We start from the raw sequence: 14,888 nt of genomic DNA, 5'->3' as shown, positions 1-14,888 counted from the left end.
TTTTTTGGGTATTGCAAATTAAATGAACGATAACAAATACTGCCCGTTTCAGGCGGTGCGGCGATTCGTTATAGTGAGGGCATGGAGACGTGAACGGCAAAGGAAGCAAGAGGGGGAGTAGCATGATTAGAACGATAAAGCAGGAGGAAGCCCGGCAATCGCTCGATTTGACGCAGGCCGCTTTTGCCGTCCGATTCACGGAGAGCGACATTCAGGACCGCCTTTCGAAAATGAACATGGAGCACTATCTGGGATTCTATGTTGAGGAGCAGCTGGCAGCGCAGCTGGCTGTATTGCCGCTTCGGATCTATGTGCAGGGAGAAGTCATGGAGATGGGCGGCATTGCCCATGTGGCTTCCTATCCGGAAATGCGCAGGCAGGGGATGGTCGGCAAGCTGCTCGTCCGAAGCTTGAATTCGATGCGCGCAGCAGGACAATCCGTTTCGATGCTGAATCCATTCTTATACGGATTCTACCGGAAATACGGTTGGGAGTACTTCTCGACGCAGAGCGCGTATACGCTTGAGATGAGCGCCGTGCCGAAGTGCCAAGCGCCTTTAGGCACGGTGAAAAGGCTTCATGCGTCGGATTGGGCGCAAGCCGATATCGTCTATGACTCGTATGCAAAGCGGTATAATGGCATGCTGCAGCGGGAGGAGAACTGGTGGCTGCGCCATGTCTTCAAGCGGAAGCTTGGCAGCTTGGCCGTCTATTATCCGCATGGCGGCGGGGAACCGAGCGGTTATATGCTCTATGACATGAAAGACCGGTTCATGACGATCCACGAGCTTGTCTATCTGGACAATGATAGCCGAAACGGCTTATGGCAATTCATCGGCAATCATGATTCGGTCGTGTCGAGGCTGAAATTCACCGCGCCATGCGATGATCCGTTTCTGTTCGCGTTGTCCGAACCTAACCTCCAGCATGAAGTGCACGCGAATTTCATGGTACGCGTCGTCGATGCCGCGGCTTTCGTGAAGCGGTACCGGTTCGACGGTTCGCCGGCGAGCCGCCTGCACATCATGCTCGATGACGAGCATGCCGCTTGGAACAGCGGCCTCTGGGAAATTTCCGTGAATGCGGATGGAACCGCAGCTGCTTCACGAGTAGACGACGAAGTGAAGAGCCGGGAGGCAATCCGATGCACGATCCAAACGTTCTCAACCATGATGATAGGCTGCCAGCGCCCGGCGCAATTGGCCCTTCAAGGCCGCTTGGACGGGTCGGCGGAAGCCGTTGCCGCATGGGAGCTGGCTTTGCCGCGGCGCATTTCGTTTATGACGGACTTTTTCTAAGAGGAGGCCGGTTCTTAGGTGAGAAGCTATGCTTTCGTAGGTGCGGGCAATCGGGGAACGTATATGTACGCTGTTCCGATGAGCCGGGATTATCCGGAAATGGCGACAATCGTCGGTGTCTATGACACGAACGCCAGGCGCGCGGCTTTGCTGAGATCGCGTGCCGGCGGCCATTTTCCTGTCTATGAAGATTTTACGGCGATGCTATCCGAGGCAAAGCCCGACGTTGTGATCGTCACTTCCATCGACAGCACGCATCACGCTTATATCGTTCAAGCGCTGATAGCCGGATGCGATGTCATCACGGAGAAGCCGCTTACGATCGACGAAGACAAGTGCAGCCTTATTCTGGAAACCGAGCGGCGAACCGGCAAGCGGGTGACGGTTACGTTTAACTTGCGCTATATGCCGTTTATGGGCCGATTGAAGGAAATGGCGGGCGAAGGTTCGCTCGGCACGATTACGCACGTCCATTTCGAATGGTTTCTGGATACGAAGCACGGCGCCGATTATTTCCGAAGGTGGCACCGCAAGAAGGCGAATTCCGGCGGGCTGCTCGTCCACAAGTCGACCCATCATTTCGATATCGTCAATTGGGTGCTCGCGGATGAGCCGATAGAGGTGCATGCCTTCGGTTCGACCCGATATTACGGTCCGACGCAAGAGGAACGAGGCGTGCGCTGCTTCGGGTGCGATTATGCCGGGAGCTGCGAGTTCCATCTCGATATCCGCGAAGGGAACTATAAGGAGCTGTATGCGGATTGCGAGGAAGAGGACCGGTATTACCGGGACGGCTGCGTCTTTGCGGACGAAATCGATATCGAGGACACCGTCAGCTTGACGGTACGGTATGCGCGGGGTGCGATGATGAGCTATTCGTTAACGGCTTACGCCCCGTATGAAGGATTTCGGATCGTCTTCACCGGCACGAAGGGCAGGCTGGAAGCGGAATATTTGAATGGATCGACAGGCCCGTATGCCGGTCAAACCGTACAGACCATGCGGGTGGTGGGACGGAATAACGCGGTTACGGAGATTCCGTTGACCGACGAGGGCGGCGGCCATGGAGGCGGTGACGAGCGGCTGCTCCGCGCGCTGCTTACCGGCGCGGCCGATGACCGGCAGGCGTCGAGCCTTGACGGCGCTTTGTCCTGCGCGGTCGGCTTCGCCGCCAACCGTTCGATTCGGGAAGGCAAACCGGTCCGGATTGCGGACCTGAACACATTTTGAAAGGATGGGGAACGGTATGGACATACATGTTCTGGAAAACGCGCAGCAATTGGGCGAGCAGGCGGCGGCTCATGCGGCGGTTATTTTGCAGGGGGCCATCGACCGCCAAGGGAGAGCGAGGCTGCTGCTGTCGACCGGCTCCTCGCAGTTTGAATTTTTCAAGTCTTTCGTCATGCAGCCTGTCGATTGGAGCAAGGTCGAGATGTTCCATCTTGATGAATATGCCGGTATTGAAGCGTCGCATCCCGCCAGTTTTCAAGCTTATTTGCTGGAACGGTTCATTCGGCAGGTCGATTTGGGCGGGTACCATCTTGTCGACGGTTCAGGCGATCTCCGCGCGACGATCGCGGGCCTGAACGAGGCGATCCGCGAAGCTCCGATCGATCTGGCCATGATCGGCATCGGGGAGAACGCTCATATTGCTTTTAATGATCCGCCGGCTGATTTTGACACGGAAGAACCGTACATTGTCGTTGAGCTGGATGAGGCTTGCAAGCGCCAGCAGGTCGGGGAAGGCTGGTTTGCGGGCTTGGAGGACGTACCGACCCATGCGATCACGATGAGCGTCCGTCAAATTTTAAAGAGCAAGGTCATTCTCTCCTGCGTTCCGCATGCGGTGAAAGCGAAAGCGGTCAGACTTACGCTGGCGAGCGAACTCACGCCTAATGTGCCATCTACTATGCTGCGTACGCACTCGAATTGGACGCTTTATCTGGATCGTGAGTCGGCCGCGCAAACCGAATTGGCGGTAAAGGAATAGATGGGTATGCGAACGCGATGGACCGGAAGGCGCTGCGATTCGGGCGAGCGGGTACATATTGAAGCGGAGGATGGCGTGATTCAATCTATCTTGCCTGCAAGTGAGCCGGTTGAGAGAGAAGATGAGCTTTGGATCTCTCCGGGCTGGATCGACCTGCAGGTCAACGGCTTTGCCGGGTTTGACCTGAACGGCGACGTGACGACGGAGCATGATATCGCCGAAGTGGCGCACGCCTTGTTCAGTCATGGCGTGACGTCCTTCTGTCCGACCGTCATAACCGGCAGCGCGGCGCGCATCCGTCAGGCGATGCGGGCTATTCACGCCGCATGCGAGAATAACGGGCTGCTTGCCGAGGTCATCCCCGGCATCCATCTTGAGGGCCCGTATTTGTCGGCCGAAGACGGACCCCGCGGCGCGCATGATCGGGCGCATATTCGCAATCCCGATCCTGCCGAATTCGCGGATTGGCAGCAGGCGGCGGGCGGGAGAATCGCGCTGTGCACGGTCGCGCCGGAGAAGGAAGGCGCTGCGCCGTTCATCCGGGAGCTCTGCGAAACAGGCGTCAAGGTCAGCATCGGCCATACGATGGCTAACCCGGAGCAGCTGCAGCAAGCGGTTGCCGCAGGCGCCGCGATGTCGACGCATCTTGGCAACGGCGCGCATCCGGTGCTGCCGCGGCATCCGAACTATATTTGGGAGCAGCTGGCGGAGGATGCTTTGACGGCGATGTTTATCGCGGACGGACATCATTTGGGCGCTTCCGCGCTTAAATCGATGCTTCGGGCGAAGCAAAACCGCTTCATTCTCGTGAGCGACAGCGTCATGTTCGGCGGCATGCCGCCAGGCCGCTACCGCAGCGCGATCGGGCATGAGGTCGAGCTGCTTGCCAATGGAAGGCTGCAAACCGCTGCCGATCCGCGCATATTGGCCGGCTCCGCCCAGCCGCTTGTCTGCGGCATCGAGAATGCAATGAAGCTCGGCGGCATCTCCTTGAAGGATGCCATCGATGCGGTCACGAAGCGCCCGGCGGAAGCGATGGGATGGCCGGGCTTGGGAAGCCTGCGGGCGGGGGCGAGAGCGAATTTGACGCTGTTTTGCGTGGAGGCGGGCAGCCGGATTCGCGTTCGGCAGACCGTCGTCGGCGGGCGGACGGTCTGGAGCGAGGAGCTGGCATCGCGGTAAAATCTGTGTGCCAAGACGAGCCGGTCCGCTCGTTCGCTCGCTCGCGGAAGCAGGATGAGAGGAGCTGATGGATGGAGTGGAGAGCATTCACGATCGATTAGGCGTAATTACGGACGAGGTTTCATCCGATATCGTTGCCGCACTGGACTTTGCGGCAGCCAAGGGGCTGAAGCATGTCGAAATTCGTACGGTAGACGGCAGAAACGTGCTCGCGCTAAGCAATGAGGAAGCGGACCATATTCGCGCGGAAGCAGAGAGGCGCGGTCTGTATGTTTCCTGCATTGCGTCTCCGGTCTTCAAGTGCGCGCTCGATGCGTCAAGGCAGGTCGCCGAGGGCGACCGGTTCAACCAGGAGGAACGATCCGTCCATGAACATTTCTCAATGCTGGAACGCGCTATGGAGCTCGGGGAACGGCTTGGGACGAACCGTATCCGCATCTTCTCGTTCTGGCGGGAGGGGGAGCCGATCGTACGCTTCGAAGCCGAGATCGTGCGGCAGCTGACGCGAGCCGCACGGCTGGCGGAAGCCAGAGGCATGCTGCTCCTGCTGGAGAACGAGCCTTCCTGCAACGGGGGCTTTGCCGAAGAGGTCGCCCGTTTAGTCCGAGCCGCAGCTTCCCCTGCGCTACGCGTTCTGTGGGATCCTGGCAATGAGCAGTACGGCAACCGGCCTTGCTTCCCGGACGGTTATGCGGCAGTTCGCGGCATGCTCGCCCATGTGCACTTGAAGGATGTGCAGCCGGATGCGGAAGGCAAGCCCCGAGCGGTCCCGATCGGATCGGGCAGCGTGCCTTATGCCAAGCAGTTTAGGGCTTTGCAAGACGATGGCTACACCGGTCTATTTACCGTCGAGACGCATTTTGTCCCGAAAGGCGGTACGGCTATGGAAGGGACAGCGATGTCGCTCGATGGGCTGTTTGCCCTGCTTGATCAGCTCCACTCTGAAACGAGGTGATGACGTTTGTGGCGTTTCGGGATCATAGGCTGCGGGACGATCGCGGATTTTCATATCGAAGCGATCCGCGGGCTGGCCGGCGCTAGCTTGACGGTCGTCTCCAGCCGGACCGCCGCAAAGGCGCAGGCCGTCGCGGAGCGGGAAGGCTGCACTTGGACAGGGGACTATATGGAACTGCTGCGGAGGGAAGACGTCGATATCGTTTGCGTCACCGCCTCGAGCGGCAGCCATTACCGCATCGGCTGCGCTGCGCTCGCGGCAGGCAAGCATGTCGTGATCGAGAAGCCGGTCGCGATGCGTGCCGCGGAAGCGGCGGAGCTGTGCCGGATGGCGGAAGAGCGGGCGCTCACGCTGTCCGTCATATCGCAGCGCAGGTTTGAACCGCTGCACCTCGAAGTGAAGCGCATCATCGCAGAGGGACGGCTCGGGAAGCTGCTGCTCGCCGAGGTGGAAGTGCCATTTTACAGGTCGCAGGGGTATTATGACAGCGCGCCATGGCGAGGGACGATCGCCGAGGACGGCGGGGCGCTCATGAATCAAGGCATTCATTCGATCGATCTGCTGCTATGGTTCGCAGGAGAAGCCAGCTCCGTGTACGGACGAACGGTGACCGCAACGCATCGCATGGAAGCGGAGGATTTGGGCGTGGCGATCGTTCAGTTCAAGAGCGGGGCCCTTGGTACGATCATGGCTTCCACCAGCATTAGTCCCGGATTTCCGGCCGCCATTCGCTTGTACGGTTCGGGAGGGACAATTAAGCTCGCGGGCTCGGATATCGTCCATTGGTCGGTTCCCGGTTACGAAGCTCCGCCTTCATTCGGGTCATCGCCTGCCTACGGCGGCGTATCGGATCCGCGCAGCATCAGCCATCACTATCATCAGCTGCAGCTTCAGAACGTGATGCACGCCATCGAATCCGGAAGTCCGCCGAACGTGACGGGCGAGGACGGATTCAGAGCCGTCCAGCTCATTGAAGCGGTCTATGAGAGTTCTGCTGCCGAAAGGGAAATCCGCATTGAATCTCACTCGATTCTATTAGACGAAGGAGAATGATACGAATATGGGCCAAACCATTCTAAAGGTCGGCATTATCGGTCAAGGCCGAAGCGGAAGGGATATCCACGGGCTGACGCTTGCCCAATTGCCGGATCATTATCAAATTGCTGCGATCGCCGATTCGCTCCCGGAGCGGCAGCAGCTTGCGGAGAAGGAGTTCGGCTGCAAGGCGTATGCGACTTGGCAGGAGATGGTCGCGAACGAGGAGCTGGATCTCGTCGTGAACGCTTCCCCAAGCCACCAGCATGTTCCGATTTCGCTGGAGCTTCTGAACAGGGGCTTGAATGTGCTGTGCGAAAAACCGCTGGCCCGGACAGCTGAGGAAGTCGACCAGCTGATCGAGGCCTCGGAGCGAAACGGCAAGCTGCTTGCGGTGTTTCAGCAATCCCGTTATTTGCCGGCTTATGTGCGCATTCGCGAAGTGATCGAGAGCGGCGTGTTAGGCCGCATCGTGCAAATGGATTTCACGAGCAGCCGGTTTGCGCGCAGATGGGATTGGCAGACCCTTCAGCGCAACAACGGCGGCAGCCTGCTCAATTTGGGCTCGCATGTGATCGATCAAGCGCTTCAGCTTTTCGGCAGCGATGCGATGCCTGACATCGCGTGCGTCATGGAGCGGGCCAATACGTTCGGCGATGCGGAAGACTATGTGAAAATCCTGCTTCAAGGCCAAGGGCGGCCAACCGTTGATATTGAGGTATCTTCCTGCAGCGTATTCCCGGGCGACATGTTCGTTATTCAAGGAACGAATGGGGGCTTGCGGGGCAATAACGAGCGGCTGGAATGGCGGTATTTCAAGCCGGAGGAAGCGCCCGCCCAGCAACTGATTACAGAGCCGCTGGTCGACAAGAATGGCCTGCCCTCCTATTGCCGCGAAACGCTCACCTGGCACTCGGACAAGTGGGAGCTTGCACTGCCAAACGGTAAAGATGAGTATCCGTATATGGCCGAGCAGCTGTATTTTATGCTGCACCGCACGATCGTAGACGGTGACCCGCTCGAAATTACACCGCAGCAAGTCCGCAGACAGCTGGCTGTAATCGAAGCATGCAGGCGGCAAAACCCTCACATCTACCGGCAGAATTCAGAGCCTGTTCGGGGATAGCTGACAAAAGGGGATGCAGAGCGTTTACAGCGCTCCGCATCCCCTTGGTTTATCCTTTCCGGGCCGTGCTTTCCCGGATAATTAGCTCCGGCTTTTTAGGCGGCTCCGGAATCACCGGCACGCCCTCGATGCGCTGCAGCAGCATGTCGACGATCTTGCCGCTTGACCAAGCGATATCGAAGCTGACGCTGGTCAAGTTCGGGCGAAGCTTGCGGTAGAACTCCGCGGGGCCAAACCCGATCACCGAAATATCCTGCGGTATCCGGTAGCCATAATCGTAAAAGTAATTTAGCGCGGCTACGGTCGTAATTTCATTGGAAATCAGAAGCGCCGACGGCTTCTGCGTTTGAAGCAGCTGATGGATCCCGGCATAGCTTTCATCCATTTGGCCCGGAATCCGGATGATGAGCTCTTCATGAAACGGGATGCCATACTCGTCGAACGCTTTCATAACGCCATTCATTCTTTCACTGTTGAAGGAAATGACCTGGCCCTTGATGCTGCCTACGATAAAACGGATGTCGGTGTGATTCAGATCCAGCAAATATTTGGCCGCCACATATCCAGCCTCGACATCGTCATAGGACGCATAATAGATGTCCTCGGGATTGTTCGAATATCTCATGTTGAACACGTAAGGGATGCCTGCTTCATCGAGCTTCGAGGCCAGCGTATCGCTGCCGGACGGGCTTAGAATGATAAAACCGTCGGCGGCTTGGTTCTTGATGACATCGAAGAACGATTCGGAGTCGGCATTGGCCGACGTGATGATCAAGATGTTGTAACCCTCGGCGTGCGCTTTCTCGGCTAATGCTTTAAACAGCGCTTGAAAGCCGGCGTTATAGATGAGCTCGCTAATATGCTGAGCGCTGACGACAAGTCCAAGAATGCCGCTCTTGCCGGATTTGAACATGCGGGCTGTTTTATTTGGAACGTAGCCTAGGCTTTGGACGGCATCCAGCACGCGTTCCCTGGTCTTCGGCTTGACAAGGGTGGAGCCGTTCATAACCCGCGATACGGTGGAGGGCGTCACTTTCGCTTTTTCAGCGACATCGTGTATGGTTGGTTTTTTAATCTTGCTTTCCTCCTCGGCAATGCCAAACTTAAAATGATAACGATGCCATACAAAAGATTTTAATGAATTTGGACGCAAAATACTAGGTAAAAGATTGATAAATTTCGTCTGAATCAGGTTGACAGTACGTTTTGCAATACGATAATATTGGCGAAAGGGCTTACAAACCATTTCCTCTGGCAAGATTGCAGCCGATTGGCCTAGGAAATGTGCAGTGAGTTTTTTTCTTCAGCCAAAATGGCAACGTTGCCAAAAATAATTATATCATTCTAGCAAACTCAGATGAATGATGCAGGTTGGCACTGTTAAGAGATTCACCGGTTCTTAATGATGATTTATGGCAACGATAACATTTCGCTTGATAGATTCACGCTATTGGGAGGGATTCGAACATGAAGATTTCGCTAGGATGCGATCACGCCGGGTTTCATCTGAAAGCGGCGGTCGCCGCCCATCTGCAATCGCTTGGCTGCGAGGTCGTCGATCATGGCTGCCACAGCGCAGACGCCGTCGATTTTCCCGATATTGCCCGGCTGGTCTGCCATTCGGTGCTAAACGGCGATGCAGAACGCGGCATTATGGTTTGCGGCACTGGCGTTGGCGCATGTATCGCCGCTAACAAAATTCCAGGCATCCGCGCGGCCGTATGCCACGACTTTCACTCCGCGCACCAGAGCGTAGAGCATGACGATGTGAACGTGATGTGCATCGGCGCTCAAATTGTCGGCGCATGGCTGGCAAAAGATTTGATCGCCTCGTTTATCCAAGCAACCTTCAGTACGGAAGAACAATTCCGCCGCAGGGTCGAGAAGCTCGCCGACCTCGAACGCGAAGCCGCTCAGAAGCAATCACACTAAACGACCAGGAGGCACATTCATGCAAACGACACAGGAGCCTGGCATGAAATTTCAAGTGGATCCGTCCAGTCAGATAGAATTGGAAGAGCTTTGCAATTCCATCCTTAGCGGGGTTGTGGATCGGATTATCCATAAGCAAGAAGATACGGCTCCGGAACGGATTCGGAAGGAGGCGGTCGCGCAAGAATCGATCGCGATGTTCTATCAATCGCTAACGACGGCTCTGAAGCAGATGACAGGCCAAACCGAGTTCAATTATTGGCACAGCAAGGACCGGAACCAGCGCAAAGTGGAAGAGGCGCTTGCCTATATCGACGAGCATTACGAGGAAGATTTCGGACTAGCTCAGGTCACGGACATTATGCATTGTTCATCTACATATCTAAACCGGCTGCTAAAGCGGTATACCGGCAGCACGTTCTACAGTCTGTTAACCCGAAAGAGAATTGAGCATTCGAAGCAGCTGCTGACGATGGACGGCCAGACCGTGAATGAAATCAGCTCCGCCGTCGGCTATACCAATGTGCATAGCTTCATTCGCGCCTTCAAACGGAGCGTCGGCGTAACGCCTGGCCAATTCAGAGAAGGTTTTGCAAAATCTTAGCCGAGTTAATCACCCTACTTAGAGGAGAGGACGAGCAAATGAGCGAGCAAGCGGCGTTATTTGATAAATTTTACGGCTGCATTGCAGGTGTTCACATCGGTTCCGCCATGGGCGCGCCGGTGGAAGGCTGGGATTTCGATCGCATAGAAGCCAAGTACGGCATTCTTGAGGAACTGCTGCCGTACGAACATTTTCATAATGGCTGGGTGCGCGAAGCAGGCACGACCGAGGATGGCGTCGAGCGCCAGAAGCTGATGATCTCCGCCATTATGGAGAAGCAGGACCGTGTCTCGGCAGAGGATGTCCGGAAGATGTGGATTTCCAAAATCAAACCGGAATCGGCCGGGATGATCTCGGAGCCGTTCGAAGCGGTGCTGCTGGCCATGGCCAAAAGCGGCATCCCGGCCCGGGATATCGGCAAATATTGCGATTATGCGGGTCTCAACAGCTTCTCGCGTTCTTGCCATCCGATCGGCCTCATCAATGCCGGCGATATTCCGGGCGCTATCGATGATGTGAATGATGTCGGCCAGCTTTATCAAACGACGAACGGACGCGGGCTGAAATGGGCGACCGTTACCGCGGTGGCGATTGCATCCGGCACGAAGCCGGGCGCAACCGTCGATAGCGTGCTGGGCGCCATCTATGATCATTGCGATCCGGACATGGTTGTCGAGGAGCTCGACCGGGAGCTGAAGCGGACGGCGCAAATTCAAGACTACCGCGAACTCAGAAAAGCTCTGTACGATTCGTACAATATCCGGGGCATTCCGTATGAAGTGAGCTACGCGAATGAAGTGGTCACGAAGGCGGTGTGCATTTTCAAATGGGCGAAGGGGAACGTCAAGGACGCGATGGTCGCAGCTGTCAATTTGGGCCGGGACACGGATTGCGTTACCGCGGTTGCGGCTGGCATATCCGGCGCGCTTACAGGTACCTCGACCATCCCCGCATCCTGGATCAAACAGACCGATTATGCTACGACCTTGCATGTTGTGACGAACTCCCAACGTACGATCAAGGAGCATGCGGAAGGGCTGTATCAGGCATATCGCTCCAGGCTGCTGCGGCTGAAGGCTTACTCCGAGCTGATGGGCGCGCAGTAGCGGACGGATGGACGGACCGATTCTACCGGAGCAAATCATGAACGAGGAGCGTGCTGGAATGCAGGATAGAGTCAGCTTGAAGGAAAAATTTTTCGGTTGCATTGCAGGCGCTCATGTCGGTGCGGCATTGGGCGCCCCGGTGCAAGGCCGGAGCTGGCAGGAGATTGAGGAAGAGTTCGGCGTGCTGGACAAGCTCATGCCATACGAACGCAGCTGGGCTCGGGCAGCCGGAACAACAGAAAGCGGGATCGAGCGGCAGAAGCTGCTGATTACGGCGATTTGCGAACGGCAGGACCGGGTGACGGCGGAGGACGTGCGCGCGATCTGGAACGCGGATCTGTGCAGAGGAAGCGCCGAGAAAGTGATGGAGCCCTTCGACATCGGCTTGCTGGCCGTTGCGAACAGCGGCATTCCGGCGCGGGACTTAGGTAAATATTGCGACTATGCGGGGCAAAGCAACTTCGCCGGATTTTGCCACCCGGTCGGCTTGATTAATGCCGGAGACGTCAAGAACGCGATTCGCGATGCCTTCGAGCTCGGGCAGCTGTATCAAGCCTCCGGAAGTTACGGCGTAAAATGGTCCGGCGTTACAGCTGCGGCAATCGCAGCCGCGACAAAGCCGGATGCGACGATCGACAGCGTTATTCACGATTTATTTACGCATTGCCAATACGCCGATGTCGGCGCACGGATCGACGGCTACAAATACGGCTATCTGCGGGACAATGTGCCCGAAGAGCTTGAGAAAGGCTTGAAGCTTACGGCAGGCTGCCAGGACTTCCGCGAGCTGCGGCAAGCCTTCGACCGCATCTATCACGGCTGCGGCGTGCCATACGGAAGCAGCTTCGCGAACGAGGTCGTGACGAAAGCGATCTGCATCGTGAAGATGGTGGATGCCAACGTGCATGATGCTATCATCGCCGGAGCGAATATGGGCAGGGACACCGTCGGCGTAACGGCGCTTGCCGCAGGCATTTCCGGGGCAATTCGCGGTTCTGCAGCGCTGCCGAAGTCATTCGTTGCTCAAGTAGACTATGCGACGAATTTGAACAAATACACCTGCAGCAAGAAGACGATCGCTGCGCAGGCCGAAAGCTTGTACCAAGCGTTTCAATCGAGGCTGCTATCGATAAACAGCTTGGTTGCGGAAATGATTGTATAAATAACTAATATAGGGACTTGTCATTCAGATACTTCAACAACATAGAACACAAACAAGAGCAGGGGCATCGCAGCCCTTGCTCTTGCTATTTTACCCCGTATATGCGGCTGTATTTAGATGTGCCGGTCTCCCGCCGACTAGCCTCTTGGCGCCCAAAGGATCACGGAAACGCCGATGATGCAAATGACAGCTCCGATCCAGTCATACATGTCGGGCGTTTTCTTATCGATCAGCCATCCCCATAGAATCGCAAGCACGATGAAAACGCCGCCGTATGCAGCATATACCCGACCGAACGACGGGAAGCTCTGCAAAGTTGGAATGATGCCATACAAAACAAGGATGAATCCTCCGGCAATGCCGTACCAGAGCGGTTTGGATTCGCGCAGCCAAAGCCAAACCAAATAGCCGCCGCCGATTTCGGCAAGCCCGGCAAGGATGAAAATAAGAATAGCCAACAGCAATTCAAGCAGGCTCCTTTCAAGTTCGAAACAGGTAAAGTATGCCCACTATCATAGCTTAGTGCTTGCCGGAATGACAACTGGCGATTCGATCAGCCTAGGCTGGGCTTTCGAGGATTTGCTTGCAGGCAGATCAGGCTCGAGCTGCGGGCCGTATTCGGTTTCAGGAGCTCGTTTCCACTTATGTACGACATGCTCGAGTCCGATAGGATAAATGGTTAAGCTGCCGGTAGAATCGATATGGATGCGCATGAAATTTTTCCAGTTTTCGATCTGAAGGGACGAGAACGCTTCTCCGCTGTGCCGCCCGAAGCCGTTCAAGGAAATAAGCAAATAAAGCCCCATGATGACCGATCCGATAATCCACCCGCCATATGCGATGAGAAGACCGGTGAGCGCGAGCGCCCCAATTCCCCATTGCAAGTTGAAACCGGTGTTTACTAGATAGACGGCTCCGCATCCGATGAAGAAGGCGGCGGCTACATGACATGCGCCATGCATGCATCCCGCAACCCATTTATACAGCCGGGAATGCGTATCGGTAAATAGCCAGAATCCGCCGATGATGATGATCATCCATATAAACGCGCTTGGCGTGACGGAGATTTTGGTGAGCGAGGATTTGACCAGATCCATATAGGTTGCCGAACTAGGCGGTGCGGAAGTGACGGATAGAACCGAGTTGCAGGCTAACAAATAGAGAATGGCCGTCACGATCCCGAACATCGGATTCTTCCATGCGAACAGGAGATTGCCCCAAGTCAGCTTTCTCGAGGCAGCCACATCCGGAAAATCCTTCTTTCGATTAAACTTGATGGGATCCGGATGATTGGACTTATGCTCATAAACGAATTCATCCTTCAGGTCATGTGTCGGATGCAGAAAAGCGCCTCCGCCGCCTGCCGTAATTTTCTCCACTTTGCGGCTATGGTCTTCCGTTCCGTCCGCTCGCTTCGGAATATGCTCGAATCTGCGGTAGTGATGAAGGTCGCCGGCAAGGAACACTTGAATGCCGACATCGCGTTTGTTAAGGATGCCTTCAAGAAAGGCCAAGTTGTTCTCATTGTAAACCGGATCGAATTTGCCGTATTTATGCGCGGATACCCAATACGGTTCCGCGTTACACAGGATCACGCGCTCGCCCGGCAGCATCTGGTCGGCAATCGATTCGAAGAACTGCACCTGCTGGCCGTCGATATCGGAGTTCAGCTGCACATCCGTTCCGAGCAGCCACCAGCCCTGAGGCAGCTTCAAGGCAAAGTAGCTCTTCTGCTGCGGAGCCTGCCAGCCATTGAACCAACTGCGAGAGGTGAAAATGCGCGAGAACGATATCAATCCGTCATACCAGTCGTGATTGCCTGGCACCGCATACACTTGCGGGTGAGGGACCGTCGTATAGCTTTGCGCGATATAGTAAGGTGCAATTAACCTGGTTAAATACTCGTCGCGGTTAGCGGTAGGGTATACTTGGTCCCCCCCGAAAATAAGCACATCGCCGCGCTTGGTTGAGACGGTCTTTCCCGTTGTCGGGTCCTTAACTTCCAGCTCCGGGCGGGTTATATAATAGGCGACGGAATAGGTGGAATCGAAACCGTCGCCCAAATCGCTTACATAATCGATCCAGATGTCTTCCCGCGGCTGCAGCGGGTCATTTAAGTAGAAATTGTCTTTATCAACCGCGTATTCGCCGGCGTCGTCTTTCAGGAAATGCTTGGAATAGTCGGTGTAGGGAGTGCCTTGCCGGTTAAAAGCCTCAATTAATCGAAAATCGGAGTAGAGGCCGAAAATTGTCGATAGCACGGTCTTCGTCCCCGTCACGACCAGTTGCTTCGGATTGAACCATTCCACCATGCGGGGGCGTGCGCCTGGCTTCTCTATCATTTTATCGGCAAGCTGCTTGATTAAACTCATCAGCATCCGTTTCTCCTTTCGGGTGAGGGCTGTTTCTATTATTTCATGCCTCACTCGCAAATCCCGTCGAACTGCGCAGGGGACGAAGAATAATTGTTCAGCATACAAACAAGCAGCCTGCTGAGG

Annotated in this window: 14 protein-coding genes; 11 read left to right on the top strand and 3 right to left on the bottom strand. The window is 55.7% G+C overall.

Annotated features, from left to right (window positions below; all coding sequences use genetic code 11):
- The first annotated feature begins 122 nt into the window (after window positions 1-122).
- The 7 genes from DL346_RS11130 (at window position 123) to DL346_RS11100 (ending at window position 7,586) form a co-directional block, all read left to right on the top strand.
- Window positions 123-1,298: a GNAT family N-acetyltransferase gene (locus DL346_RS11130; RefSeq protein ID WP_112882196.1), complete on the top strand. Its 1,176-nt coding sequence runs from the start codon at window positions 123-125 to the stop codon at window positions 1,296-1,298.
- Between the two features lie 18 nt (window positions 1,299-1,316).
- Window positions 1,317-2,528, top strand: coding sequence for a Gfo/Idh/MocA family protein (locus DL346_RS11125; RefSeq protein ID WP_112882195.1), 1,212 nt, complete (start codon window positions 1,317-1,319; stop codon window positions 2,526-2,528).
- A 16-nt stretch (window positions 2,529-2,544) separates the two neighbouring features.
- A complete protein-coding gene (locus DL346_RS11120) occupies window positions 2,545-3,288 on the top strand; it encodes a glucosamine-6-phosphate deaminase (protein WP_112882194.1) in 744 nt (247 codons plus the stop codon).
- A gap of 6 nt (window positions 3,289-3,294) precedes the next feature.
- Complete coding sequence (locus tag DL346_RS11115) at window positions 3,295-4,470, top strand: N-acetylglucosamine-6-phosphate deacetylase (protein ID WP_112883069.1); 1,176 nt, start codon at window positions 3,295-3,297, stop codon at window positions 4,468-4,470.
- A gap of 67 nt (window positions 4,471-4,537) precedes the next feature.
- A complete protein-coding gene (locus tag DL346_RS11110) occupies window positions 4,538-5,425 on the top strand; it encodes a sugar phosphate isomerase/epimerase family protein (protein ID WP_240633131.1) in 888 nt (295 codons plus the stop codon).
- Between the two features lie 6 nt (window positions 5,426-5,431).
- Window positions 5,432-6,478, top strand: coding sequence for a Gfo/Idh/MocA family protein (locus tag DL346_RS11105; RefSeq protein ID WP_112882193.1), 1,047 nt, complete (start codon window positions 5,432-5,434; stop codon window positions 6,476-6,478).
- Window positions 6,479-6,485: 7 nt separating this feature from the next.
- Window positions 6,486-7,586 (top strand): Gfo/Idh/MocA family protein, encoded by a 1,101-nt coding sequence (locus tag DL346_RS11100; RefSeq protein WP_112882192.1) that lies wholly within the window; start codon window positions 6,486-6,488, stop codon window positions 7,584-7,586.
- A 49-nt stretch (window positions 7,587-7,635) separates the two neighbouring features.
- Here DL346_RS11100 and DL346_RS11095 read toward each other — a convergent pair whose 3' ends face one another.
- Window positions 7,636-8,832, bottom strand: coding sequence for a LacI family DNA-binding transcriptional regulator (locus DL346_RS11095; RefSeq protein WP_112882191.1), 1,197 nt, complete (start codon window positions 8,830-8,832; stop codon window positions 7,636-7,638).
- A 221-nt stretch (window positions 8,833-9,053) separates the two neighbouring features.
- Here DL346_RS11095 and rpiB point away from each other — a divergent pair, with 221 nt between their 5' ends.
- From rpiB to DL346_RS11075, 4 genes are read left to right on the top strand one after another with little or no spacing between them, the layout of a single operon-like run.
- Complete coding sequence (gene rpiB, locus DL346_RS11090) at window positions 9,054-9,518, top strand: ribose 5-phosphate isomerase B (RefSeq protein WP_112882190.1); 465 nt, start codon at window positions 9,054-9,056, stop codon at window positions 9,516-9,518.
- A gap of 19 nt (window positions 9,519-9,537) precedes the next feature.
- Window positions 9,538-10,122: a helix-turn-helix domain-containing protein gene (locus tag DL346_RS11085; RefSeq protein ID WP_112882189.1), complete on the top strand. Its 585-nt coding sequence runs from the start codon at window positions 9,538-9,540 to the stop codon at window positions 10,120-10,122.
- A gap of 38 nt (window positions 10,123-10,160) precedes the next feature.
- Window positions 10,161-11,228 (top strand): ADP-ribosylglycohydrolase family protein, encoded by a 1,068-nt coding sequence (locus DL346_RS11080; RefSeq protein WP_112882188.1) that lies wholly within the window; start codon window positions 10,161-10,163, stop codon window positions 11,226-11,228.
- A 58-nt stretch (window positions 11,229-11,286) separates the two neighbouring features.
- The gene (locus tag DL346_RS11075) at window positions 11,287-12,390 is read left to right on the top strand and encodes an ADP-ribosylglycohydrolase family protein (protein WP_165822470.1); all 1,104 of its coding nucleotides are present in this window, start codon (window positions 11,287-11,289) and stop codon (window positions 12,388-12,390) included.
- A 137-nt stretch (window positions 12,391-12,527) separates the two neighbouring features.
- Here DL346_RS11075 and DL346_RS11070 read toward each other — a convergent pair whose 3' ends face one another.
- Both DL346_RS11070 and DL346_RS11065 read right to left on the bottom strand, forming a co-directional pair.
- On the bottom strand, window positions 12,528-12,854 hold the full coding sequence (locus DL346_RS11070; RefSeq protein WP_112882186.1) for a YnfA family protein: 327 nt from the start codon (window positions 12,852-12,854) through the stop codon (window positions 12,528-12,530).
- A gap of 48 nt (window positions 12,855-12,902) precedes the next feature.
- Window positions 12,903-14,762 (bottom strand): metallophosphoesterase, encoded by a 1,860-nt coding sequence (locus DL346_RS11065; protein WP_165822469.1) that lies wholly within the window; start codon window positions 14,760-14,762, stop codon window positions 12,903-12,905.
- Between the last annotated feature and the right edge of the window lie 126 nt (window positions 14,763-14,888).

Source organism: Paenibacillus montanisoli (assembly GCF_003268025.1).
Lineage (GTDB): Bacteria > Bacillota > Bacilli > Paenibacillales > Paenibacillaceae > Paenibacillus_Z > Paenibacillus_Z montanisoli.
Note: the sequence above shows the minus strand (reverse complement) of the source record. Positions and strands in the feature narration are given on the sequence as shown.